This window comes from Peribacillus phoenicis, from assembly GCF_047238085.1.
GTDB lineage: Bacteria > Bacillota > Bacilli > Bacillales > DSM-1321 > Peribacillus.
This window is the reverse complement of sequence record NZ_JBDFMF010000001.1, coordinates 2,988,989-3,014,824: the sequence shown is the minus strand read 5'-3', so window position 1 is coordinate 3,014,824 and position 25,836 is coordinate 2,988,989. Positions and strand designations below refer to the sequence as shown.

Here is a 25,836-nt window from a genome sequence, read left to right as displayed (position 1 = left end):
TTAATCGTTTTGGTCATTATCATTGTTGGCTGCCATGGTGCTTATTAATGGCGTTTTTAAATTTAGCCGTGATAAACAATAATAAAGGCATGACCAGACCATAAGTCCGTGCATAGAATAACCATATATTTCTATTAAATTCCCCGGATGATGGTACCGTCGGAAAAACAATCAAAACCATTATCATCCCTAAAGCCGTAGTAAATGGACGATAATCTTTTATATTGAATATGTTTGAAAAAACAACAACCGATACATAAAAATACATCACCGATAGGTTGTAAAAATCCAAATCGTGCCCATTATTGCTTCGATCCGCATTAGGAAATTCCCTATATTTATTTTTTTGCCATCGTATATATAACTTGGAGCGATATTTCTTGCTGTGGTATCGGGTCCAAGAACCAAAATATCCAGCATGATAACCAGAATTAAAATGATTCCTCCGATCAATGTGCCGATAAAAAAAGCTTTACCCCCTTTTTTACTTTCATTGACTTTTGAAGGGAAAATCATTAAAAACATAACAGGAGATAGCGTGAACACGCTGATGAAAAAAAGTGTCGCACGTATGACAGGTTTGGCTCCATTTTCAAATACTGGCTGAATGTTTTGGATATTGGCTTGAGGAATGATGGATACCAAAAAAATAGTCAGTAATATTAATATGGGTATGAAGAATATTTCCAACGTACTGTAAAAGTTTCAATACCAAGGCGAACTGTAAAGATCACAACTGCAGCTAACATTATATTTAATGCTGCAAGTGGAGTATCCGGCATCCAAAAAGTTTCAATGAAATTCCCCATATAATAAATTGTCTCGGCAGCAGTTGAAAAAGACCAGATAAAAAATGTGAAATTGATCATCATTCCGACTAACTTACCGAAAACCTTTTCATTTATTTGATCTAAAGGGAGTTCAGGATATAAATTTCCAACCCTGATGTGGAACCATACAAAAATTAATGCGATTCCTGTTCTAAATAATGCAGCAAGCCACGCATCCTGCTTTGCAAAACCAGCTAAAGGAGAAGGAGTATGTAAAATAACCGTTCCTACCGAGTACAAAAGTATAAAAAATCATCATTTGATGTGATGAAATTTTGAAACTACCAGGCATTTTTTTCTCCTTTATGTTTGTTCCTTCCTTCTTTACTCCATAGTTTTGGTTATTCATATTCAAGTTATTCACACGGAAATTAATTTGAATCGTCATGGCTTTTCTTCGAAAGTCGATTCCCATTTCATTATTCGGGCTCGATTTTGCTGCTTTTTATATTATTCTTATTTCTTATTTCGGAAATCATACGCCATGTTTTGTCGTGCGAATTTACCCATCACTCGTTTATAAATTATCTTCCTATATGTTTGACAATTGAATATTTTGTCTCGGATTTGAGAAACGGCCATACATACTTTAGATAATAGAAGAATAATTTTACTTGTCCCACTTCCATTATGTAGCTTCTCCTAATGGTCCAAGAGAAAGTATTTAAATTCCCCCACATCATAATGTTTTAGGAACTGAATATTTGATTTAACTGATACCTAATTTTTCATCAAATTTCATTTGGTGAGATTTTCTGATTAACCTGCTTCGTTACGTCAATTAAGGTAAAGATGCAACAATATTTTTATTTGCTAGATTTGAGTTGGCGCGATTCTTGCATATTATTTATGTGTATATCTATGTGTGTATATCTAATAAATATGGAGAAAGGAGAAGAATGGGAAACTGTTAGACACACAATTATTGAAAACATTTATTTGATGTTTAATTTGCCCTTGGTTATATGTCAGAAATTTAATCCGGATTCATAAAGGGAAGGCGAAGCCTAAAACTTAAAAAAGGTAGGGGAATATTAGAATGAAAATACCAGTGGAAAATATAGTAGAGTTAACTGTAGAACATCAATTCTTACAGGCTTATCCAATATTAAGTCAGTTGCGAACTGATTTGACTTTTAAGGAATATCTAGAATTATTAAATGAAATGCGTAAGGAGGGTAAAAAGTTATTTGCTTTATATCATGATACGAGCATCGTAGCGTTAGCAGGTATTAGCTGGCGTGAAAATTCATACAATGAACGCTATGTTTATGTGCAAGATTTGGTTACTGATGTAAATCATCGTCCTAGTGGCCTTGGTTATAATCTGCTAAGTTATATACATAATTGGGCAAAAGACCAGGGAGCTGAATATATTACATTGGAATCTTGAATTCGGCGCCTTGTTACCATATATTTTTCGTCGTTTCATGTACAATTTTTTTAGCTGTTGATAGTACCTTTTTTCACTTCTAGAGTGAGGAAAAAGTGGGTAAAAAACATTATTTAATGAAGAAGTTAAGGTGGGAAAAACCAGGTTATAAACCTGGGATCAAACAAACGAAAAAAAACGATTCGCATATTCAAAGGCAAGGTGCCCTGCACCCAAAAAATTAGTTGAAAGCTTATAGAAACTCTGTGGAGAGAAATCTCTGCAGGGTTTTTCTTCATTTATCTTTTTTCGTGCCCTTAAACCGACCAACTTCACTCCACTTTATCAAACAAGAAAACATTAAAGTCGTTGCTCTCGAAAATGATAATAGATTATGCGAATATTGGCAATCTATGCAGTTACTCATAGGATACTTTTAAACATAACTTCCAATAAATTTGATTAGTTGTGCTTCAGGTGCCTAGTAAATCCATTTTTAATATTATACCTATTGAACTGACTCCAAAAGAGAGGTTGCTTCCGAGTTTACAGTGATTGAAGGAAGTGGTTAATTGCAATTCAATTTTGTGGAAAAAACAGGTCCAAAAATGTTAATATCCGACCCATCTTCAGCAACTTTTAATTGAATTTTGCTCTTGAAAATTAATTGCAATTTATTTTACTTAGATGGATATAATTGCAGCCAAGGTGAAAACATAATTTTAACGGGCTATTGGTTATGAGGGGGTTAGCATTGAAATCTCGAGTTCCTATTCCATTGAGGAAGTTAATTGAAGATAAACAATCAGTGAAAAGTAAAAAACAAGAAGTAGACCTAAAGCAAAGCGAACATCCAAACTCCAGCAAAACTAAAAATCAAAACCAAAATCCGGTTCAAGCCCAAAACCGAAGTAAAGACTCAAAGAATCATCAAACAAAACTTATATCCTCTGATCTTCAATATAATTTAGACCATATTAAGAAAACGTTAGGAAATAGTTCAGACATAGTTATAAGGGATTTTCAAGCAGGTAAAAATGGGGAAATTAAGTTAGGTATCGTTTACACAGATGGATTAACGGATTCAGCTTCCATCCAAGATTTAATCCTCGACACTTTGATGGTTGAAATTCGGAACTCTGACTTGGACGTAGCGGTCCCTGATTGTTTTGAAATAATAAAATCAAATACTCTTCCTGTAGGGGGAATAGTGGAAATAACTGATTTTCAAAAGCTTTTTAACCATGTTTTATCGGGAGACACGATGTTATTGATGGACGGCTCCCCAAAAGGAATGGCGATCGGCTCAAGAGATTGGGCCGATCGCGGAGTTCAAGAACCTTCCTCCCAAACAGTAGTAAGAGGACCAAAGGATGGGTTTACTGAAACGCTGCGAACAAATACTGCTTTAATACGACGGAGAATAAAAGATCCAAACCTTTGGCTTGAAACAAAGCAGATTGGAGAAAAAACGCAAACAGACGTTGCGATTATGTATTTAAAAGGTGTTGCCAATGATAAAACGGTTTCAGAATTGCAAAGCCGGTTAAATCGAATCAATATAGATGCGATTCTTGAGAGTGGTTACATTGAAGAGCTTATTCAGGATGAAGTATACACTCCTTTTCCAACCGTTTATAATACGGAACGTCCTGATGCTGTAGCCGCTGCCATTTTAGAAGGAAGGATTGCGATACTAATTGACGGAACTCCGTTTGTCCTTATCGTTCCAGCATTGATGGTGCATTTTTTCCAGTCCAGTGAAGACTATTATCAACGGGCAGACATTGCAACATTAATTCGAGTATTACGGTATTTATCCTTTTTCCTTGCTTTGCTTACACCGTCACTTTATATCGCTGTCTCAACCTTTCATCAAGAAATGCTTCCTACTCCTTTACTCATAAGTCTAGCCTCACAGCGAGAGGGTGTTCCTTTTCCAGCTTTTGTAGAGGCGATGCTGATGGAGGTAGTATTTGAAATCTTGCGTGAGGCAGGTGTGAGGATGCCTAGGGCAATCGGTTCATCCATTTCCATCGTGGGTGCATTAGTTATTGGACAGGCTGCTGTCGAAGCAGGGTTCGTTTCAGCAACAATGGTTATCATCGTGTCCTTAACAGCCATCTGCAGCTTTGTGTTCCCAGCCAATAGTATGGCCATGGCTTTTCGGATGCTTCGATTCTTGTTTATGATCCTTGCCGCTTCATTTGGGTTATACGGGATCATTTTGGGGCTAATCGTGATGGTCCTGCATTTAAATAGCATACGATCTTTTGGTATACCATATTTAGCTCCAAATGCACCATTCATTTTACAAGATCAAAAAGACAACATCATTCGTATGCCGCATTGGTCATTATTAAAGCGGCCTCGTTTGATCAGTAAAAATGATACAGACAGAGGAGAGGTAAGTTCTCCTAAACCACCTAGATAAAATAATGAGATTATGAGGGTTCACTATGAAAAAAATGCTAAAGGTATTTTTAATGTTACCTATAATTTGTTTATCCGGCTGTTGGAGCAGCATTGAGTTGAACGAACTTGCCATCGTTACTGCCATGGGAATTGATAAAAAAGAAGATGGGTATCTTGTAACTGTCCAAGTTCTAAATTCTAGTGAGCTGGCAGGTGATGCCCGGTCTGGCCGCACGGAAGTTGTAACCTTCAGGAAAAGCGGTGCAACCATTGCTGAAGCAATTAGAAGCCTATCAACTGATGTACCAAGGAGGTTATATGTCGCACATCTTCGTGAAATCGTCTTTGGTGAGGAAATGGCCAGGGCAGGAATTGCAAAACCTCTGGATGTCCTTTCCCGGCAAAAGGAGTTGCGTTCGGATTTCTATATGACCGTTGCAAAGGGGGCAACTGCTTATGAAACGCTTAATGTGCAAACGGCCCTTGAAAAAATACCGGCTAATAAAGTTTTTGATGCCTTGGAAAATTCAGAGAGAAGGTGGGCACCGACAAGGACGGTCACTTTGGATGAGCTGGTCAGCAGTATCGTCAGCAAAGGGAGACAGGCCATGCTAACGGGGATTCTCGTTTATGGTGATCCCGAATCAGGAAGCAATGTTACGAATGCACAAAATATCTCCCCGAAATCCGGCTTGCGTTTGGATTATCTTGGAGTATTCAAGAAGGATAAACTTGTCGGCTGGTTAAACAGGAACGACAGTAAAGGTGTTAGTTACATTACAGATCATGTTAAGTCCACTGCGGTAAATATTCCATGTGAAGGTGAGCAAATTACGGTCAACACGACTAGTACAAAAACGAAAATCAAGGGGAAAATGGAAAAAGGAAATCCGAGAATTGATATAAATGTCACCTCAGAAGGGAGTATAGGTGAAGTAGAATGCACAATCGATTTAACTAAACCTGAAAAAATCGAAGAATTGAATAAAAGATACGCAAAAGACATTAAGGATAAAATAGAAGGATCGATAAAAACGCTTCAAGAGAAGTATCAAAGTGACATTTTCGGTTTTGGTGAAGAAATTCATAGAACCGATCCTAAAGCATGGAAACGTTTAGAAGGAAATTGGGATCAGGAATTCGCAAATTTGGACGTGAATGTAACCATTAAAGCAAAGATTCGCAATTTAGGCACCATATCAGAATCCTTTCAAAAAGAAATCGAGGAGTAAAGGTCAATGTGGGCAATTATTGGAACAGTGTGTACTGGAGCTATTATTTCATTTTTCGAAATACCACCCCTTATTAAAAAGAAATGCTGGAAGGAAATTGTCATTTTCATTTTATTGCTTTTAGTTGGCATGACGTTGAGTATTTTAATTATCAAGGATATTACCATTCCCACTCCTATAGACTGGATAACGAAAATATATAGTCCACTCGCTCATTTCATGGATCGTATTTTATCCTAGGGAGGTATCGAATATGCTCGAAAAAGGAAAAATCAGCTCTGGTGATTTTCTTATAATGGTTATCATATTCACCATAGGAGGAGCGATACTTACTTTACCTTCCGTACTTGTCTCTTTAGCAAAGCAGGATGGCTGGATTGCCTATATCTTAGCTACTCTCATCGGTTTATGTTTCGTTTTCCTATTTACCCGGCTCGCATCACTTTACCCATCCATGACTTATATAGAAGTTAATGAAAAAATATTTGGAAAATGGATCGGGAAGATCTCGGCACTGCTATTCTTATTTTATTTATATTACCTTTCTTCAGCGTTACTTAGTGAAATTGGGAATTTTTTTTCATCACAGGTTCTGGTTGAGACACCTATGGAAATGATTATGATCTTGTTTATAGTAACAAGCTTATTTGGTGCACGGCTAGGATTGGAAGTTATCTGCCGGACTGCATTAATCTTTTTTCCTTGGCTTGTTCTGCTGCTTTTCATATTATTCGTATTTCTTATCCCGGATATCAAAATCGAAAATTTGCAACCTATATTTGAAGAAGGCATGAAACCGATAATGAGGGGATCATATCACTCTTTAGCTCTGCCTTATGTTCAGCTCGTTTTCTTTTTGATGATCACTCCATATGTAAACGAAAAGGCTAAAGTGAAGAAAAACTTTTATTTAGGGACTTTGTTAGGTGGCGGCGCTCTTTTCTTGGTGATCCTTTTCAGTATCCTCGTATTGGGTGCTGATAATACAGCGAGATTGACCTATCCTTCTTATAAATTGGGGATGAGGATAAGCATCGGTAATTTTTTTGAAAGGGTCGAGGTCATTGTGGCCTTCATTTGGGTTTTTACAGAGTATTTTAAGTTGACCATATGCTTTTATGGACTCGCTTTAGGGATAGCTCAATTGCTAGGATTAAAAAATTACAAAATTCTTCTATTCCCATTAGCTTTTCTAATTCTCACTTTTACCATCTTTTCGCATCCCGATATCGTGCATTATCAAAACTTTATGGCTACAGCTTGGACACCATTATCCTTAACGATTTGTTTTATTCTGCCATTGTTATTATTACTGGTTGGGAAAATCAGAAAAAAATAAGAAGTGTATCACATTAGATGTTCAAGTGGACGTTTATTACGTCTGTAAATCATGAAAATTTAGAAGGGAAAAAGATCTGAGATATAGTACCTAACTGATTCAAGGGAAATAAATAAGTGAAATATTCTGACAAATACATTGACTAAAGAAGGTTCATGTTTTAATATAACAATATATAACATTACATAATGTTGTATATCAAATATTAAAGGAGTGGGAAAATGAGTAAATCGGTTATTAATGTAAAAAGTGATGTAAAAACAGTATTGGATCAATTAAAGGGTAGGAAAATTAACAATATTTATTTGGTAGCATGCGGGGGATCTTCTGCCATCATGTATTCAGCTAAATATATACTGGATCGTGAAGCTGAAAATATAACTTCCGATCTATATAGTTCAAATGAGTTTATACATCGTAATCCACAACAACTAGGGAAGGAATCCTTAGTAATTTTATGCTCTATGTCCGGAACAACTCCCGAAACGGCAGAAGCGGCTAAGTTTGCAAAAAGTAAAGGTGCGTTTACTGTGGCATTAACGAACGAACCAGGATCACCATTAGCCCAAAATGCGGACCTTTTCATTAAATATGAATGGGGTAACGGTGTAAACGCCTTTGATACAAACCTGAGTGTTTTATATCAACTAGTTTTTGGTGTACTTCATTTAGCGGAAAACAATGAGAAGTTTGGAAAACTAGTATCAAGTTTAGAGAATTTACAGCCAGTGTATGAAAAAGCCCTGGAGAAAGAAGCTTCTAATGCAAGAGTATTCGCCCAATCTCATGCAAAAGAACCTGTTATCTATACAATGGCAAGCGGTTCCAACTATGGGACAGCCTATTCTTTTAGTATTTGTATCTTAATGGAAATGCAATGGATACACTCACATGCCATTCATGCTGGCGAGTACTTTCATGGACCATTCGAAATTATTGATGAAAATGTACCGTTTATCATTCTATTGGGATTGGATGAAACAAGACCATTAGAAGAAAGAGCGTTATCTTTTTCTCAGCGTTATGGCAAAAAACTAACGGTGCTAGATGCAAAACAGTATGATTTTGATGGTATCGATGAAGAAGTAAAAGGATATATTGCACCGCTTATCTTAAATCGTGTATTGCGTCAATATGCAGAAGAATTAGCGGAAGCACGTAATCATCCTTTAAGCAAAAGGCGTTATATGTGGAAAGTAGAATACTAATAGTTAGAGAAAACTTAATATTCTGTATATTTTTTACGAATTATACTATAATGTTTTATAACATTATAGTATAATTTCCTGATGATAAAAGCATTTATAATAAGGAGGGTATTCATGAGAAAAACAAAACTTATATTCGCATCATTTTTAAGTTTATCTTTAATGCTTGGGGGATGTTCTGGTGAAAAAACATCTTCAGAATCAGATGTTGGAAAAACAACCATAACATTTTTCCATAGGTGGCCAAAGGAACCGGAAAAAACGTACTTTAATGAAGTTGTAAAAGACTTTGAAAAACAAAACCCCAATATCAATATTAAAACCGAAGCAGTGCTAAACGATTCGTATAAAGACAAAATTAAAGTAATGACAGGTACAAATAATCCGCCGGATGTTTATTTCTCATGGAGTGATGAATTTGCCAGTCAGTTTGTGCGAGGCAATAAAGCTTTGGATTTAACTTCTTATTATGAAAACGATCCGGAATGGTCTTCTCAACTCGTTCCATCCCAAGTCAAACCGTATACATTTAATAATAAGGTGTATGGTGTCCCCGTAACAATGGATGGGAAAATGTTTTTCTATAACAAGGATGTCTTCGAAAAATTGAACATAAACCCGCCTAAAACCTGGAATGAATTAATCGACGTGTTAAAAGTGTTAAAAAAGAATAACTACACAGCCCTTCAATTCGGCAGTCAAGACACTTGGACAATTTCACATTATTTGGGCACATTGAATCAACGCCTTGTTAGACCGGAAGTGCTGACGATGGATTATAATCGAAAAACCGGAAAATTCAAGGATGACGACTACATAAAAGCGCTTGAAAAATTCCAAGAGTTGTTACCTTATTTTAATGAGAATACGAATTCAATAGATCACGAATATGCTAGGCAGCAATTTTCAAATGGTAAGGCACCTATGATTTATGCAGAAACGGCAGAAATCAAGCTATTTGGACCCACTAAGTTTGAACTTGGAATGTTTAACTTTCCCGAAGTAGAAGGCGGAAAAGGCAATCAAACAAATCTAACGGGTTCGCCTGAGGGCTTTATGATTTCTTCCAAGACAAAGCATCCTAAAGAGGCGATGGAGTTTTTAAAGTTTTTAACCACTAAACAGATGGGAGAGAAACTAGTCACTGATGTGGGCAAGTATAGTGCAGTTGAAGGTACAGTGAATGAAAATAATTCTTCCCCGGAACAGCTGGAAGCGGTTCAAAGCATATTAAACGCCAAGGAAATGGCCCCATGGTTTGACATGAGCATTGATGCGCGTATTGCAGATGCCTATTTAACAGGAGCACAAATGATGTTAAATGGAGATAAAACACCTAAACAAATCATGCGTGATGTTCAAAAAGCTGCCGATACTGTTAGAATCGAAGCGGGGAAATAAGGGGAATCATTTTTCCGTTTTATTAAGGGAGTGATCTTTTAATGATAAAACTCGATAAATTTGTACCTTATCTATATCTTCTTCCAGCCTTAGTTTTTTTACTGCTAGTTTATATCCCCATTTTCCAGAATATTGGCGACAGTCTGTATAATTGGAGTACTTTTTCACCAAATAAAGCATTTGTAGGGTTGGACAACTACTTTACTTTGTTTAATGATCCCGTATTTTATGAAGCTTTAAAAAATAATATTCTTTATGCAGTCATTTCAATTGTTTTCCAGGTATTTGGAGGGTTAATTGTTGCAGCTGTTTTAGAAGATAAATTAATCCGTAAATTTTCACCCATCTTTCGTACAGTCTATTTTTTACCAGTCGTCGTTTCAATGACAGTCATAGCATTGCTGTTTTCATTTTTTTACAACCCGGAAGTGGGGTTGTTAAATCAGTTTCTTAAAATGATTGGATTGAATAATTTAGCACTGCCATGGTTGGGCGATAGTGATACGGCAATCTATGCGGTCATTGCTGTCTCACAGTGGCAATCGATTGGTTATATTGCCATGTTATATATCGTATCCATTCAAAAAATTTCACCTGAGCTATATGAAGCAGCTGAAATGGATGGTGCGAATAAAATAAAAACGTTTTTTCACATTACGGTTCCAGAAACGAAGGAAATGACATTCGTAGCCGTAATCTTAACACTGACAGGTGCTTTTACAGTGTTTAATGAGCCATATATCTTAACCGGAGGGGGGCCGGGGACTTCTTCGGAAGTCCTAAGTACCTATTTATATAAAACGGCTTTTTCAAAAGATATGATGGGATATGCTTCAGCCATCGCAACGGTTATCTTAATTATTACGTTACTTATTTCTCTTGTTCAAATGAAAATATTTAAAACAGGAAAGGAGGACTAATAATGGAGATGCCTAAATCAACGATCAGAGTACCGGAATTAGTTGTGAAAAATCTAAAATATGCAAGGAAAAGAAAAGACTATAATATGAGAGTAGCACTAGTCTATGCAGGTTTGATCGCATACTTTCTTGTTGTTGCCTATCCCTTATTATGGATGGTCATCAGTTCTTTTAAAAGCACAGAGGAAATTTTTAACCATAGTTGGTCCCTTCCTCATACATGGTTGTTTGAAAATTATGTAACAGCCTGGAATAGTGGGATTTCTTCCTACTTTTTAAATAGTGTCATGGTTACTGGTTTGACCTGTATTCTAACGGTATTAGTAAGTGCGTTAGGTGCTTACGGATTATCTCGCTTTGATTTTCGTGGAAAGGCTTTCATTTTGGTCATATGCTTAGGGGGGTTGATGCTATCTCCCCAAGTAAGCCTGATCCCTTTGTATAATATAATTCAGAAGCTAGGTATATATAACACCCATTGGGCGTTAATTTTACCTTATGTAGCATACAGAATTCCGCTAACCATCTTGTTGATTCGGGCCTACTTCCTGTCCATTCCGAAAGAACTGGAAGAGGCTGCCCGGTTGGATGGATGCACAAACCTTGGAATCCTTTTTAGAATTTTCATTCCCATGAGTAAGCCTATTTTATTAACGACGACAATTTTAACAGCTTACTATACATGGAATGAATTCATGTTCGCGATCATCTTTATAGACGATGATAGTTTACGTACGATACCTGCCGGTTTAATGCAATTTCGAGATGCACTGCAAACCGATTGGGGAGTGTTACTTTCTGGATTAACGATTTCAGCGGCACCTATCGTCATTTTATTTTTATTCATGCAGAAGTACTTTATCCGTGGAATTGCTAGTGGAAGTGTAAAATGATAACAGGGGGAACAGGTATGAAATTAATTGGAATTGGCGATAACGTAGTAGATTTTTATAAAGATCAAGGAAAGATATATCCTGGCGGCAATTCATTAAACGTGGCAGTATTGTGCAATCGTTTAAATGATGAGCAATCTTCATATATTGGCATTGTAGGAAATGACGGGGCAGCAGACCATGTGTTAGAGGCATTGCAAAAGGAAAAGATAGAGATTAGTAGAGTAAGACAAGCAGTAGGAGAGAATGGTATGGCAGTCGTCGCGTTGGATAAGGACGGGGACCGAATTTTTATTGGTTCGAATAAAGGGGGAATTCAATCCAGATTGGGGATCGTACTGAATGACAAGGATTTGGATTATATTCGGCAACACGACCTTCTTCATACAAGTGTATATAGCCGTATAGAGCATAACCTTCCAATATTAAGCCAATTCATTGAAATTTCTTTTGATTTTTCGACAAATCAAGAGGATCACTATTTACAAAAGGTTTGTCCATTTGTGAATTATGCATTTTTTTCCGGAAGCAATTTAAACGAGGCAGAGTGCAATGCACTGATTCAAAAGGTTCATTCGTTCGGCACAAAGGTGATATGTGTTACTCGTGGGGAAAAGGGATCACTTTTATCAACTGAAAATCAAATATATGAACAAGCTATTATCCAAACTAAAGTTGTAGATACGTTGGGGGCGGGAGATTCCTTTATTGCTGGTTTTCTCTCATCGTACGTCCAAGGACAAGATGTATATAAAGCTTTACAAAAAGGAGCATTAGTCGCCTCCCAAACCTGTCAGGATTATGGTGCTTTTGGGTATGGCAAAGTATATAATCCTGATCATATGATGGTTTAAAATGATGCATGGATGAATAAAGGTAACGAGATCCCGGATTAAGAGGGGGATTCGTTACCTTTTTCTTGCGATATTGAACTATCAATCGTAAAGGTCACGCGATTGGCAGGATAATATAGGAAGGATGAATGGATAGGCTGCTTCTTAGCGTCATATGCCACTTTCTCCACTTTGAAAAGGGGATCTCCCACTTCGCATTCTAAATATTTTGCTTCATCTGCATTTGCCAATACCATATTTAAAAGTTTCGTGTTATGAACAGGTGTTATATTATATTTATGCTTTATGATGTCATACATGGAAACAGAGTTATGGACATGTTGATTTAAATTTGGCAGAATCTTTAAGGAATAATGAGAAATTTCTAAGGTGAGAGGTTGATTATCATAGTATAAGATTCGTTGTAATTCAAGAACATCACTTTCAGGAGTAATCTCCAAGGATTTGGAAATATTAGCCGGTGCAGGCAGTATCCCAAATGAAAGGATTTTAGTTTGAGGTATCTTCCCTAATTCTGACATATATTCAGCATGACCATTAACAGCAAATAATTCTCTTTTTACTTTAGGATATTGGACAAATGTTCCCTTTCCCTGTTGGCGTATTAGCAGCCCGTCTTCCACCAAGTCCAAAACCGCTTTTCTAACAGTAATGCGACTTACTCCATATATGTCACATAATTCTGTTTCGGTTGGTAATCTTTCGCCAGAAGAGTAAATCCCTTTGTTTATATCTTCGATGATAGATTGCTTTAATTGCATGTATAATGGCGTAGAACTATTAGTGTTGAGTTTCATATTTTCCCCTTTCTCGTATTTTTCCTTTAATTATAACGTAATGTGATGTTATAGTACAAATCATCAACTCGACAGACCGCGAGCGACTACAATCCTCGATAAAAATGTCACGGATCTTTTTGTATGGAACTTAAAGTTGATGCCCGAATCATAAAATAGCCATAATACGACATCAAATTCCAACATATTTCCACTTTTCCATTTTGTATAATGAGATAGAAAAATATTTTAAGGGAGTGATTGTTGTATTATGAAAAACAGGAAAATTATTGAGTTGCCGTTTTATCGGCGAGCATTGCTGCACCAACATTTGCAGCTAATGAAACATCACCGGGAACACCCATTCAACAAACTTATTCGGTTTCAGGTTTTACAGATCATGCTGAACTAGGGAAAAAGCTAGAACAAATTGCGAGTGATAGCCAAGGTAAAGTAAAAGTGGATGTAGCCGGATATTCAAATAGAAATAGAGAAATCTATAAAGCAACCGTGGGAACAGGCGACAAAGTCGTTTTCATTCAAAGTGAGATCCATGGAAATGAGAAAACCGGTACGGATGCCATCTTGAATATCTTGAAGTTTTTGGGGACCAACTCTCCTGAAGCGGAGAAAATTCGTAAGGAAATTACCCTTGTCGCTTTGCCTAAAATGAATCCGGATGCTGCTGAATTGAACCGTCGGGGAAATGATATGACCTGGGCAGAGGTCGTGAAACAGTTTCCACAGTTAGGAGGAGCGAGTCCATCTTGGAACTATTATACATACAAAAATGAATCATTCGATTATGAGTCCAAACCTGGTTTCGATGTGAATCGTGACTTTAATCCTGATTTAAATTATATTCCCCAAGCTAAAGACTTCCCTGGAAAATCATCCACCCCTGGCTGGTTCATAACACCCGAATCACAAACAACACGTGATGTTTACAAGTCTCTATTGAAGCAATACGGAAAGGTGGAGATTTTTGTGGACTTGCATCACCAAGCTCCCTATTATGAAGTTGATGGAACGGATGATTTAGTCACATACTCGCTTTCCGCTCAATTTGTTCCAGATCCAAGCTCGCCTTCAGGACAAGATTATGCCAAATATGCAAAAAACTATAATTATGATTTTTCCAGACAATTGAATGTAGCGGTATATAATGCAATGAAAGAACAAGGTAATTCTCCATATGGAAATATATCCTTATATCCGCAAAACCAAAACCTTCCCGGAACGGCTTTAGGAGCCTTTGCTTTGAACGGAAGCGGGACAGTGCTCTTTGAAGTTAGAGGCCAAACACAGTCCTTTGGCCAAAAGAAAAAAGGCATGCTCATTAAAGCAGTTGAAAGAGGATTATATGGAATAATTGATGGAGTTACTGATGGCTCTGTATATAAAATCAATCCGGAACAATACGAGTCAATTCCATTGACGGAGGGCAGGCAATAATAAATATTTGGTGAGTGTATCAACTTCCTGCCTAGATTGAAGTAACCAGACGGGTGTCCGCCTGGTTTTTCTTCATCGGGAACATTTGAATATCGCCTTTGTAGAAGTAATTCCTTTCAAGTTATATTGTGTAGAAGAAAACTATTTGGAAACATAGTTATTTTTCACTATTAACATAAAGTAGTAAAAATGTCAGAATATTATTAATAGTTATTTTTCTGATTATTATATTTGATAAGGAGGGTTTTTATTGAATTTTAAAAAGAAAGTTCTATCAGTTTCATTATCTAGTTTAATGACCTTAAGCGCAGTAACAGCTGTTGCGCTACCAGTCGGAGCGGTTGGAAATGGCCCCAGTGCTGGAAATGGACAAGTGACAACTTCAAATCTTCATACATATGAAAGCCTGGTAAGCTATCTTGAAACGCAGGATGCAAAACAAGAAAGGCTGGCATTGGAAGTAATCGGGGAAACGGTAAAAGGGAGGGATATTTACCTAGCGAAGTACATCTCAGATCCTAAGAATCCTACTATACTATTTTTAACTCAACAGCATGGAAATGAACAACTGACTACTGAGGGTGCACTCGAATTCATTAAACATCTAGGCACGAACAAGACTAAAGGTATTTTGGAAAATGTTAATATACTGATCATTCCCATGTTAAACGCAGATGGGGCCATGGGAGATGTTAATTTCCCTCTTGATGACTATTTAGCAAAAGGTGATCGGCATCTAACACGGGCAAATGCAAATGGGATCGACTTAAACCGTGAGCATGATAAAAAAACTGATTCCATGCAAGTAGAGGTAAAGGCTTTACATGAAAATGTATTTGCGAAATACGATATAGACTACATGATAGATTTACATCATCAAGGGACGCTAAGCGAAACGGACGGTGAACTTGTTTCAGGTTCAATTCTTTATCCTACAAACGCAAACGTAAAGCCTGAAGTGTTAGAAGCCTCAAAAAAACTGGGTGCTGTTGTATATAACTCCATTGAACCAACTGGTTGGGGGCATATTGGTAGGTATGATGGCGGTTCTGGAGAAAATATAGGCCGTAATGGTGCAGCCGTTCGCTATGATATTGCTACACTTCTTTTTGAGATGCGAGGTATGTCGGACCACAATGTCGAGTCAGTAGCGCTTGGACAAAAAAGTAATGGCTATCTAATAAAGCAAACGGTAACCACTTTGGATGCAGCTGTCAGAGCTATTGCCGATGATTCAATTGAAACGGTTGATGCAAGCTTTTGGGACACCCTGCCAACACAATCCAATCGTCCCGGGATAGAATCGGACGAATAAAATGAAGACACATTCCATTTTTTCAGATGGGATGTGTTTTTTTGATTCCTTATGCCATCGGAAACAGGATGAGGAGACAATTTTTCCAACCCGATATGACATTATTTACAGTGAAAATAGCAGTACTATAGTAAAAGATGACATAGGAAAAAAACATCTGCTTTCACCTAAGAAGATGCTCAGTTTGTCGACAAAAGTGGGTTCGGAATGCAGACAGTCGGCGGAAAGGGAGTGGATTTTTGAAATCAGCTGAAACATTTTTTGAAGAAAAAAACTGTAGGCAGAGGGGGGCGGAATGATTTCACATCGAACCATGATTTTAAAGGAAGATTAGATGACCTTAATGTTTTTTTCTGTTTTATGAAACCCTCAATGTATTGAAGAAATTTGCGACACTCCTGCCGAATAGCTGGCTAGCCGAGACCCCACAGACGCTTGCGTCGAGGAGGCTTGGCAGACAGTCGGCGGAAAGGGAGCGGATTTCTGAAATCAGCTGGAACATTTTTAAAGAAAAAAACTGTAGGCAAATTCGCTTTCTTCGAATTTGTCTACAGTCTGAGCATCTGTTTTCATAAACAGGTGCTTTTTGATTTTCAGGACTTTTTTATTTTGTACTTAGACATTTATATCTTTAGCTTGGATCTTTCTGACTGCCTAACAGTATCGGCCTGTATGGCCAGTGTTTGTCCTATAAGCTTTTTTCGGTTGAGTCCTCCTTTTTTTGTTCTTCTTTTAGTTGTAAGGCTACTAAACTGGCAAAGTCATGAATGATGGTGGCTGCCAATAGTGATGTAATTTGTGTTGGATCATACGGCGGGAGGACTTCCACCAGGTCGAACCCAATAAAGTTGAATCCTTGTAGAGAGCGTATCATCTCTAGGGTTTCAAAGCTATTTAGACCGCCGACCTCCAATGTGCCAGTTCCAGGAGCGCAGGATGGATCAACAAAATCAATATCAAAGGTCAAGAAACATGGTGTATCCCCAATGGTTTTCTTGACTTCCTTCACGACATCTTTGATTCCTCTCTTCTTCAACTCGGGCGTTGTTATCACATTGTAGCCTAGATCTGTACTGGAATCTAAATCTCCTGGATGATTGAGCGTACCTCTGATGCCAATCTGGAAAACTTTATCCGTTTGGAGCAAACCTTCCTCATATGCACGGATAAACGGCGAACCATGCCAGTATTTTTCTTCATAATAAGTATCCCAGGTATCTGTATGTGAATCAAAATGAAGAAGTGCAACAGGACCGTGTATTTTTGCGGCTGCCCTTAGATTGGCCAATGTTACTGAATGATCTCCTCCGATGCCTATTGGAATGATCCCGTTTTTCATCAAGTCTGACATAGCCTTTTCAATTAACTCATAGCTTCGATGTATATTATGGGGAATCACCGAAACATCCCCAATATCAATTGCATTACATTCGTCAAACGGAAATACCTTGTGAATGGGATGATAAGGAAACAACGTCATGGATGCTTGGCGGACTGCCTGTGGAGCAAACCGGGCTCCTACCCTGAATGAAGCAGCTGTATCAAAAGGCATACCTACCACTGCCAATTTGGCATTTTCTCTTGTAGAAGGTAAGCGCATAAATGACCCTGTGGTACAAAACTCTGGTTTAACATCAGGTGATAAAGGATATTTCATTTTTCTATTCCTCCATTTTCTTATAACTATAATAGTTGTGAAACTCATTTTGAAACTCATATAAATGAATTCCTATATATGATTAATCATGCAATTATCATGCCAAGTCACGGTAAGTGATTTAATGAGGGGTTTTACCAGATAACATTGGCTTTGTGTATGCAAAGGCGAATAATTTATGGGAAATTGAATCGCCGATGGAAGAGATGCTGAAAGATTCATTTCTATAAATCAATCATTTGCCGGTAAGAATACAGGAATTAAGTAGCATTTTTGGCGTTTTTCGTTTGTCAAAGTAAACCGAAATCATGTGGCACATAAATTGCATTAAGGTATACAGGTAAAACTTTTATAAAAGAGGGAGGCATGAGATTAATCTAGTAAAGAAATTGAACCAACAAGTTTGAAAGCGGTTTCAAGGAGGAATGATAGGTGGAAAATGAGGTTACATTGAAAAGATCACTGAAATTATGGCAAATCGTTATGATGGGGTTAGCATATATGACCCCCATGGTCGTATTTGATACATTCGGCATTGTATCTGGGATTACGGGAGGCCATGTGCCGACTGCCTATATCGTTGCATTGGTGGGGATGCTTTTTACAGCTGCCAGCTATGGAAAACTTGTAAAGGTTTTTCCTGCTGCAGGTTCTGCCTACACTTATACGCAAAAGGCCATAAACCCGCATTTAGGATTCCTGGTAGGATGGTCTTCGTTGTTAGACTATTTGTTTTTACCTATGGTCAATGCATTGTTAACCAAAATTTATCTGACAGCATTATTTCCAGGAGTTCCTACATGGATTTGGGTAGTAGTGTTCGTGGCAATCGTCACCATTCTCAATCTCAGGAGCGTCAATGTACTTGCTAACTTTAATGCGCTTTTTGTTTTAATTCAGATTGCCATCATGGCAGTGTTCATCATTCTTGTTGTCAAAGGTTTGAATAATGGAGAAGGTACAGGAGAAGTGTTTACATTAATGCCTTTCGTAAAAGAAGGAATGGACTTTTCGGCAATAATAACCGGGGCTACGATCCTTTGTTTTTCCTTTTTGGGATTTGATGCGGTAACGACACTATCTGAGGAAACGCCGGATCCGAAAAAAACAATACCAAAAGCGATATTTTTAACTGCACTTTGGGGTGGAATCATCTTCATTACCGCATCATTCTTTATTCAGCTCTTTTTTCCGGATATATCCCGTTTTAAGGAACCGGATGCTGCATTACCGGAAATCGCCCTTTATGTAGGCGGGAAGCTATTTCAATCCATTTTTCTTTGTACTACTTTCGTCAATACGCTAGCCTCGGGACTAGCATCGCATGCCAGTGTTTCCCGTCTTTTGTATGTTATGGGACGTGATAAAGTATTTCCGGAAAAATGGATTGGATTTATTCACCCTAAGTGGAAAACACCAGCCATTAATGTACTCATAGTCGGAGTCATTTCATTGTCGGCTTTATTCTTTGATTTAGTGACAGCAACGTCACTGATCAACTTTGGTGCATTAATGGCATTTACCTTTGTAAATCTGTCAGTGATCAGCCATTTTATCATTCGGGAAAAGAAGCATCGAACGATAAAGGGGTGTATTAAATACTTAATTATGCCTTTAATTGGAGCTATCGCAATTGGAATTCTTTGGGTCAACCTTGAGACAAGTTCCCTAATAATGGGGACAAGCTGGTTCATTATTGGTTTTTGTTATCTATTATATATCACAAAGGCATTCAGGAAGGCACCGCCCCAATACCAAGTTGAAGAAATTCAGCTATGAGTTTTTACTTGTACAAATTTGGACGTTGATTGGAACGGAGGGCACTCGCTTTCCGCGGGCGGTCCGGGAGCCTCCTCGGCGCATTTGCGCCTGTGGGGTCTCCCTTGGACTCGCTATTCCCGCAGGAGTCTCGCACACCCGCTCCAATCAAATATGTTTAAAAATTTGGATAGAACTCCTTTTGTTACAAACTAATAGCAAATGGATTTTTACCGCATTTTTAAAACAAAATCATTGGTTATCCTTTATGTATTTTTACTGTTTTATATGATGAAAACTCGCTGGATTGAATAAATTTGCGAGACTCCTGCCGAATTACTGGCTAGCCGAGACCCCGGAGACACTTGTTTTGATGCGGATTGGCAGACAGTCGGCAAAGGAGGTTACTCTCACCCCGGACAACGAGGGACTTAAAATATTGTTGAATGTGCGATGAACTTAGTGCAACCCCTTAAATGACTGTAGACAAACTCTATTTTCATCTAGTTTGTCACCGACTGACGCATCCGATTAGGATGCGTTTTTTTATGTATTTAATCATCACTGTTATATATGCAAATCTGAATTGCTTATGAATTAATACATATTTCCTGATGATTGCATGATGATGTTGATGATTGGGAAATGGCGGTATATTGCCATCCACATAATATCCTCAAAGCTGGCACGAAAGTTGCTTAATAAGTTATAAGAATATAAGTGAGGTGCTAAAATGCCAGAGAAAATTAAGGTAATAGAAAAACGTCAATTGGATAATCCACTGCAAGAATTCCAGGATATCTTAAAAGAAGCGATTCATGTTTTGAACTATCCAGATCAGGTTTTTGATTTTCTGAAAGCGCCAATGCGTTTTCTGGAAGTCTGTATTCCTGTTCAAATGGATAATGGGGAGACAAGGATGTTTCAAGGGTATCGGGCTCAACATAATGATGCAGCTGGTCCAACTAAAGGGGGGATTCGGTTTCACCCGGATGTCACTCCCGAAGAAGTTAAAGCATTGGCCGGGTGGATGAGCTTGAAATGCGGAATAACCGATCTTCCATATGGAGGGGCGAAAGGCGGCATTGTGTGTGATCCCAGACAGATGAGTTCATTTGAGCTTGAACGATTAAGCAGAGGGTATGTCAGGGCAGTAAGTCAAATAGTGGGACCTACAAAAGATATCCCGGCACCTGATATGTATACGAATTCACAAATCATGGCCTGGATGCTGGATGAATACGATCATATCAGGGAATTCGATTCACCCGGCTTCATTACAGGAAAGCCTCTGAGATTAGGGGGATCGAAGGGCAGGGAAAAGGCCACTTCCAAAGGAGTATTATATACACTTCAAATGATATGTGATTTAAAGGGGATTCCTATTGAAGGCATGCGTGTGATCATTCAGGGATTCGGGAATGTAGGCAGTCATTTGGCCATGTATTTACATGAAATGGGCGCTAAGGTTGTCGGAATAGCGGATGAGCTTGGAGGTTTATATGATCCGAATGGCTTGGACATTCCTTACCTATTGGAGAACAGGGACTCGTTTGGGGTCGTTTCGAACTTATACAAAGATTCGTTATCCAATCAAGAATTATTGGAAAAAGAGTGTGATGTGCTGATTCCCGCAGCCATCAGCGGAGTGGTGAATAAAGATAATGCAACACGATTAAAATGTGAAATCCTGATTGAAGCAGCAAATGGTCCGACCACAAAGGAAGCAATCAAGATTCTTGATGATAAAGGTATAGTGCTAGTCCCGGATATTTTGGCGAATTCAGGAGGGGTGATAGTCTCGTATTTTGAATGGTGCCAGAACAACCAAGGCTATTACTGGACGGAAGAGCTTGTGGATGAACGATTGAAGGAAAAGATAACGGCCAGCTTTTTGAATGTCTACCATACTTCACAAAAATATTCCGTGAACATGAAAGTGGCGGCTTATATTGAAGGGATTCGCAAAATAGCTGAAGCATCCCAGCTTCGAGGTTGGGTCAGGTTCTGAACGAATTAGGGATTACAAGAAAGGAGGCAATCCGTTGAATTTTGATATTCTTTCCGAAAATAAAGAAAACCAGGCTATTCATCATTATTGCTTATTGTCACAAGATTATAGATATGATGTGACCATTGTATATTCGGGCCAGTTTTTCGGTAAAGCAATGGTGACTTCCATGCAAAGCGGAAGAATGATCCTGCTTTGTGCCAATGATATTAATTTAGATCAATACTGGGCTCCGACCCTGGGCATTGAACAAGAGGATATACCTGAGTTTCAAAACTTTCTCAAGCTAGTGTTACAATCCCCATTTCATTTTGAAGAATACTGAAGGAAGGAATGATGTAAATGTACGTAGATGTGATTCTAAGCCCTTGTGATGGCAGGATTGAAAAAATTTCAATATCCAAAGATTCCAGATTTTACGAATGGGAACAATTATTTCAGATTAAGAAGGCAGATGGATGTGTGGAAATCATTGATATTGGTGTCAGCGGAAAGATAGAATCATTGGAGGTATTGGAGGGCGAACCTGTGGTGGCCGGCGAGGTCCTCGCCTATTTCAGGGAAGATTTATTCGTGACCGGCAGCGATTAATATAAAAACGAAAAGAAGATGAAATGATTCATCTTCTTTTTCGGCTTATCCGATAATCCACCACTGCTCGCTTATTCATGATCCCCTATACCCTAATTTTGCAGAAACCCGATTGCCAGTTTCCATCACATTCTTAATGAGGAAATCAAGTCTTTCTTCTGTCAGGTTAAAGCTGACAAAACCTATGCTCACCGCACCGTGAACTTCCCCAAAATGGTTCAATATCGGCACGGCAACAGAACATGTTCCTTCTGTTCGTTCACTGTGACTGATTCCATGTCCCTTCATTTTAGTCTCTTGCAATATATCCCAAAAAGCTGCTCTTTCTTGAGTTGGCAGAAGAGCATCTACAATTTTTTTCGCTAGTTTATATGGCATATAGGCTAGCATCGCTTTATTGGCGGCTCCAATATGCATAGGAACTCGTGAGCCAAGCTGGTCATAAACCCGGATTTGGCTTTTTTCACTGTCGATTCGTTCGATAACGAGTGATTCCATTCCGATTGGCTGGCTAAGATAGACGCTTTCCTCCACTTTGTTCATCAGTCTTTCCAGTTCAGGCCTTATTTGGCTGATGTAATCCATTTTGTCATACATACGTAAACCGTATTCGAGCCAAATATTCCCCAAACCATATTGTTTGGATTGCCCGTCCTGTTGGATTAATCCATGCGAGGACATCGCTTTTAACAAACGATGCATGGAGCTGACAGGAAGATCACACTCTTGAGAAAGTTCCGTAATTGACAGCCAGTTTTCCGATGAATTGGAAACCAGCACCTTTATAACGTTCATGGCACGGTCGATCGATTGCATAAACAAACCACCTATCTTTCATTCCAAGTTGTATATAACGCTGATTTATTTGAATATTTAAAACATATTGACATTATACCAAAACTAATTTTATAATAAAAGAAAAATTCCTATTGGCGGAAACGTTTTCCGTTATGCGGAAAAGGAGGGGGAGGCAGTGACATATTGTTCGTCCATGTACAAACCATTGGAACGTGTCATTGTAAAACATCCGAAAGAAGCTTTTATTAGTCAAGAGCATTTAAGCCAAGCATGGCGGAACTTCAACTTTGCGGAAGAGCCAGATTTCAACGAAGCGCTAACAGAGTATGGTGACTTTATTTCCATTTTGGAGAAATATGTTCCAAACATCGATTATTTGCCAGCATCTTCGGTAGTCGGGATTGACTCCTTATATGCGCATGACCCGGTCAAATTCACAAGCCAAGGGGCAATTATTTTAAAGTCAGGGAAAGAATTGAGGCAGCCTGAAGCTAATGTATACAAGGAATTTTGTAAGGAAAAGAACATCCCGATTATAGGGTATTTAACGGGTGATGCGGTCGCGGATGGCGGTGATATCATTTGGCTTGATGATAAAACCCTGGTTGTCGGACATGGTTATCGTACAAACGCAGAAGCCATTCGGCAATTAAAGGAAATGACCGCACATCTTGTGGATGATTTCATCGTAGTTCAGCTGCCGCATGATCAAGGAGAGGCAGAGTGTCTCCATCTTATGTCTTTCATCAGCCTAGTCGACCATGATTTAGCCGTAGTTCATTCCCGCCTTATGCCTGTCTTTTTCAGAAAACTGCTTATTGAACGAGGCATTCAGCTTATCGAAGTGCCGGTTGATGAGTACTTGAACTTGGGCTGTAATGTGCTTGCCATCGCTCCGCGGGTTTGCGTTATATCTTCTGGTAACGCTTACACGAAGCAACAGCTTCTTGATGCCGGGGCAACGGTTTATGAATACAAAGGAACTGAAATCAGTTACAAAGGCACTGGCGGTCCAACTTGTTTAACCTGCCCGGTGGTGCGTACAAAGGGGGATTGATAATTGTAAAAACACCAGGAAAAAGCTATGTAAATGGATTAACGGCATCCGACCTTTGCACGCCTGATTATGGAAAAGTAATGAAATAGATGCGTCTACGTGAAAGCTTTGGAAATATGACTTTGTGATCGTTCCGAAGGGATATGAAGAGACGGCCCGTCAATTGAATGAAGCTGGATAAAAAAACGATTGAGCTGAAAATGCCGTATTTACAAAATCAGGACGGTGGATTGAGCTGTTTGTCACTGCGGTTTTATATATCGGGAATTTCCGTTAAGTGTTTCTTCCTGCTATTACTCTAATATTTGATGAAAATCGGAAAGGGGATTTCAATGAGTCAATTACTATGGGGTACTCCAGAAACGCTCCGTGCTTTGTTATGTGAACTTGTTAGCTGGGAAAGCCGTACTCTTACATTGGGGGAACGCACGTTTCCTTATAAGGTTCAAGAGAAATTGAGGGAGCTTGAATATTTTAAAAGGAATCCGGCGTACTTATCGCTTCACGAGGCTGATTTAGGGAGGAATTTTGTCAATGCCTTTTATAAACATCCCGATAGCAAGGAGACCGTTGTATTAATCAGCCATTTTGATACGGTTCATACTGAAGAATACGGTGATCTTGAGACTCTTGCATTTCAGCCGGAGGAGCTCACAAAAAAACTTCATGACCGAAAAGATGATCTGCCGGAGGAAGCGCGCATTGATCTTGAATCAGGAAAGTACTTGTTTGGTAGAGGAACAATGGATATGAAAATGGGGCTTGCCCTTCATATGGCTATCATCGAAAAGGCAAGCATTGAAAAATGGCCGATCAATCTCCTGCTGTTAACCGTTCCTGATGAGGAAGTGAATTCTGCGGGAATGAGGGCTGCAGTTAAAGAACTTGTGTCTTTACGTGATAAATATGACCTTTCCTATAAAATGTTTTTTAATAGTGAACCTTCCTTTTCACAGAAGCCGGGCGATAATAGCCATTATATTTATTCCGGAACCTTGGGGAAAATCATGCCCGCTGCCCTTTTTTATGGGAAAGAAACTCATGTGGGTGAGCCATTAAAGGGCATAACGGCTAACTATATAGCCTCGTTTCTCACGCAGCTCATGGAGTGGAACACTCTTTTTCTGGAAAGTGACCTTGGCGAGGAAACACCTTTACCAGTATCGCTACAGCAAAAAGATCTGAAACTACAATATTCAACACAGACACCTTATCGTGCAGCAGCGCTTTATAATGTGTTCATTATGAAAAGGACAGCTGCAGAAATAATGGATTTATTCGAGCAGGTTGCAAACGAAGCAGCGATGAAATGCAATGAATCTTATAAAGCTCTTTGTCTGCGTGAACATATTGAAGGTGTAGGTGACGTACAAGTATTGCGCTACGAAAAGTTACTTTCATATGCGGAGGGCAAATTTGGCGGCAGTTTTGTTGAGCAAATAAAGAGTGAAGTTAAAGGAAACATGGATTTGGATGAGCGGGAAAAATCATTTAGGATTGCTGAAAAATTGATGATACAATGTCAGGAGCTTTCACCCGCCATTGTATTGCTGTTCGCACCGCCATATTATCCAGCCGTCAATACGTCCGATGATCCGCTTATCATCGAATCTGTGAATTTAATGAAGGAAACTGCCAACATGCTTGATGAAGAAGTCAGCCAAATTCATTATTTTAATGGCCTTTGCGATTTAAGCTATGTTCAATATACTGATGAATCTGATGGCTGGACGGCTTTTGAAAAAAATACACCGGTCTGGGGCGATACTTACAGCATTCCTTTTGCTGATATGCAAAAACTTCAGGCACCCGTGCTTAATGTGGGTCCATTCGGCAAGGATGCCCACCAGCGTACTGAGCGCCTTCACATCGATAGTGCCTTCGTCCATACGCCCGTTATGCTGGAGAAGTTAGTAAAGAGTATGTTTAAGTGTTTGGTTGAGAAGTGATGGTC

At 38.7% G+C, this 25,836-nt stretch carries 23 protein-coding genes; 18 read left to right on the top strand and 5 right to left on the bottom strand.

Translation table 11 applies throughout. The annotated features are described in order from the left end of the window. Positions 1–267: 267 nt before the first annotated feature. Positions 268–645: a GerAB/ArcD/ProY family transporter gene (locus tag ABC374_RS14705; RefSeq protein ID WP_413018608.1), complete on the bottom strand. Its 378-nt coding sequence runs from the start codon at positions 643–645 to the stop codon at positions 268–270. Between the two features lie 17 nt (positions 646–662). Further along, complete coding sequence (locus tag ABC374_RS14700; RefSeq protein ID WP_413018606.1) at positions 663–1,070, bottom strand: GerAB/ArcD/ProY family transporter; 408 nt, start codon at positions 1,068–1,070, stop codon at positions 663–665. 799 nt (positions 1,071–1,869) lie between these two features. Between ABC374_RS14700 and ABC374_RS14695 the strand changes: the two genes are divergently transcribed. The 10 genes from ABC374_RS14695 (at position 1,870) to ABC374_RS14650 (ending at position 12,464) form a co-directional block, all read left to right on the top strand. After that, entirely contained in the window at positions 1,870–2,223 is a 354-nt protein-coding gene (locus ABC374_RS14695) for a GNAT family N-acetyltransferase (protein ID WP_413018604.1), read from the top strand. A gap of 922 nt (positions 2,224–3,145) precedes the next feature. Beyond that, complete coding sequence (locus ABC374_RS14690; RefSeq protein ID WP_413020375.1) at positions 3,146–4,636, top strand: spore germination protein; 1,491 nt, start codon at positions 3,146–3,148, stop codon at positions 4,634–4,636. A gap of 25 nt (positions 4,637–4,661) precedes the next feature. After that, the gene (locus ABC374_RS14685; protein WP_413018602.1) at positions 4,662–5,849 is read left to right on the top strand and encodes a Ger(x)C family spore germination protein; all 1,188 of its coding nucleotides are present in this window, start codon (positions 4,662–4,664) and stop codon (positions 5,847–5,849) included. A 6-nt stretch (positions 5,850–5,855) separates the two neighbouring features. Next, positions 5,856–6,089 carry a hypothetical protein gene (locus ABC374_RS14680; protein ID WP_053535516.1) on the top strand — a complete coding sequence of 78 codons (234 nt, stop codon included), beginning with the start codon at positions 5,856–5,858 and terminating at the stop codon, positions 6,087–6,089. A 13-nt stretch (positions 6,090–6,102) separates the two neighbouring features. After that, positions 6,103–7,188 carry a GerAB/ArcD/ProY family transporter gene (locus ABC374_RS14675; RefSeq protein ID WP_413018600.1) on the top strand — a complete coding sequence of 362 codons (1,086 nt, stop codon included), beginning with the start codon at positions 6,103–6,105 and terminating at the stop codon, positions 7,186–7,188. Between the two features lie 221 nt (positions 7,189–7,409). Beyond that, a complete protein-coding gene (locus ABC374_RS14670; protein WP_413018598.1) occupies positions 7,410–8,396 on the top strand; it encodes an SIS domain-containing protein in 987 nt (328 codons plus the stop codon). A gap of 114 nt (positions 8,397–8,510) precedes the next feature. After that, the gene (locus tag ABC374_RS14665) at positions 8,511–9,797 is read left to right on the top strand and encodes an ABC transporter substrate-binding protein (protein WP_350299280.1); all 1,287 of its coding nucleotides are present in this window, start codon (positions 8,511–8,513) and stop codon (positions 9,795–9,797) included. 41 nt (positions 9,798–9,838) lie between these two features. Next, positions 9,839–10,717 (top strand): carbohydrate ABC transporter permease, encoded by an 879-nt coding sequence (locus ABC374_RS14660; protein WP_350299279.1) that lies wholly within the window; start codon positions 9,839–9,841, stop codon positions 10,715–10,717. 86 nt (positions 10,718–10,803) lie between these two features. Then, entirely contained in the window at positions 10,804–11,610 is an 807-nt protein-coding gene (locus ABC374_RS14655; RefSeq protein WP_241590391.1) for a carbohydrate ABC transporter permease, read from the top strand. A 17-nt stretch (positions 11,611–11,627) separates the two neighbouring features. Then, complete coding sequence (locus ABC374_RS14650; RefSeq protein WP_413018595.1) at positions 11,628–12,464, top strand: PfkB family carbohydrate kinase; 837 nt, start codon at positions 11,628–11,630, stop codon at positions 12,462–12,464. 38 nt (positions 12,465–12,502) lie between these two features. Here the strand turns inward: ABC374_RS14650 and ABC374_RS14645 are convergent, their stop codons facing one another. Continuing rightward, on the bottom strand, positions 12,503–13,261 hold the full coding sequence (locus tag ABC374_RS14645) for a GntR family transcriptional regulator (RefSeq protein ID WP_413018593.1): 759 nt from the start codon (positions 13,259–13,261) through the stop codon (positions 12,503–12,505). A gap of 294 nt (positions 13,262–13,555) precedes the next feature. On the opposite strand from ABC374_RS14645, the gene ABC374_RS14640 reads away from it, so the two are divergent. Beyond that, positions 13,556–14,695 (top strand): M14 family zinc carboxypeptidase, encoded by a 1,140-nt coding sequence (locus ABC374_RS14640; RefSeq protein ID WP_413020373.1) that lies wholly within the window; start codon positions 13,556–13,558, stop codon positions 14,693–14,695. 250 nt (positions 14,696–14,945) lie between these two features. Next, positions 14,946–16,010 carry a M14 family zinc carboxypeptidase gene (locus ABC374_RS14635; protein WP_413018591.1) on the top strand — a complete coding sequence of 355 codons (1,065 nt, stop codon included), beginning with the start codon at positions 14,946–14,948 and terminating at the stop codon, positions 16,008–16,010. Between the two features lie 688 nt (positions 16,011–16,698). Here the strand turns inward: ABC374_RS14635 and speB are convergent. Next, on the bottom strand, positions 16,699–17,667 hold the full coding sequence (gene speB, locus ABC374_RS14630; RefSeq protein WP_413018589.1) for an agmatinase: 969 nt from the start codon (positions 17,665–17,667) through the stop codon (positions 16,699–16,701). A gap of 432 nt (positions 17,668–18,099) precedes the next feature. Between speB and ABC374_RS14625 the strand changes: the two genes are divergently transcribed. The 4 genes from ABC374_RS14625 (at position 18,100) to ABC374_RS14610 (ending at position 22,027) form a co-directional block, all read left to right on the top strand. Next, on the top strand, positions 18,100–19,446 hold the full coding sequence (locus tag ABC374_RS14625) for an APC family permease (RefSeq protein WP_350299273.1): 1,347 nt from the start codon (positions 18,100–18,102) through the stop codon (positions 19,444–19,446). A 712-nt stretch (positions 19,447–20,158) separates the two neighbouring features. Continuing rightward, positions 20,159–21,436, top strand: a complete 1,278-nt coding sequence (locus tag ABC374_RS14620) for a Glu/Leu/Phe/Val family dehydrogenase (RefSeq protein ID WP_413018587.1) — start codon at positions 20,159–20,161, stop codon at positions 21,434–21,436. A 34-nt stretch (positions 21,437–21,470) separates the two neighbouring features. Continuing rightward, a complete protein-coding gene (locus tag ABC374_RS14615) occupies positions 21,471–21,761 on the top strand; it encodes an SAV0927 family protein (protein ID WP_413018585.1) in 291 nt (96 codons plus the stop codon). 17 nt (positions 21,762–21,778) lie between these two features. Continuing rightward, complete coding sequence (locus tag ABC374_RS14610) at positions 21,779–22,027, top strand: biotin/lipoyl attachment domain-containing protein (protein WP_413018583.1); 249 nt, start codon at positions 21,779–21,781, stop codon at positions 22,025–22,027. Positions 22,028–22,102: 75 nt separating this feature from the next. Here ABC374_RS14610 and ABC374_RS14605 read toward each other — a convergent pair whose 3' ends face one another. Beyond that, positions 22,103–22,843 (bottom strand): IclR family transcriptional regulator, encoded by a 741-nt coding sequence (locus ABC374_RS14605; RefSeq protein WP_413018581.1) that lies wholly within the window; start codon positions 22,841–22,843, stop codon positions 22,103–22,105. Between the two features lie 175 nt (positions 22,844–23,018). On the opposite strand from ABC374_RS14605, the gene ABC374_RS14600 reads away from it, so the two are divergent. Together ABC374_RS14600 and ABC374_RS14595 are read left to right on the top strand one after the other, a co-directional pair. Continuing rightward, a complete protein-coding gene (locus tag ABC374_RS14600) occupies positions 23,019–23,882 on the top strand; it encodes a dimethylarginine dimethylaminohydrolase family protein (protein WP_413020372.1) in 864 nt (287 codons plus the stop codon). 332 nt (positions 23,883–24,214) lie between these two features. After that, complete coding sequence (locus ABC374_RS14595) at positions 24,215–25,831, top strand: M20/M25/M40 family metallo-hydrolase (protein WP_413018579.1); 1,617 nt, start codon at positions 24,215–24,217, stop codon at positions 25,829–25,831. The last annotated feature ends 5 nt before the right edge of the window (positions 25,832–25,836 follow it).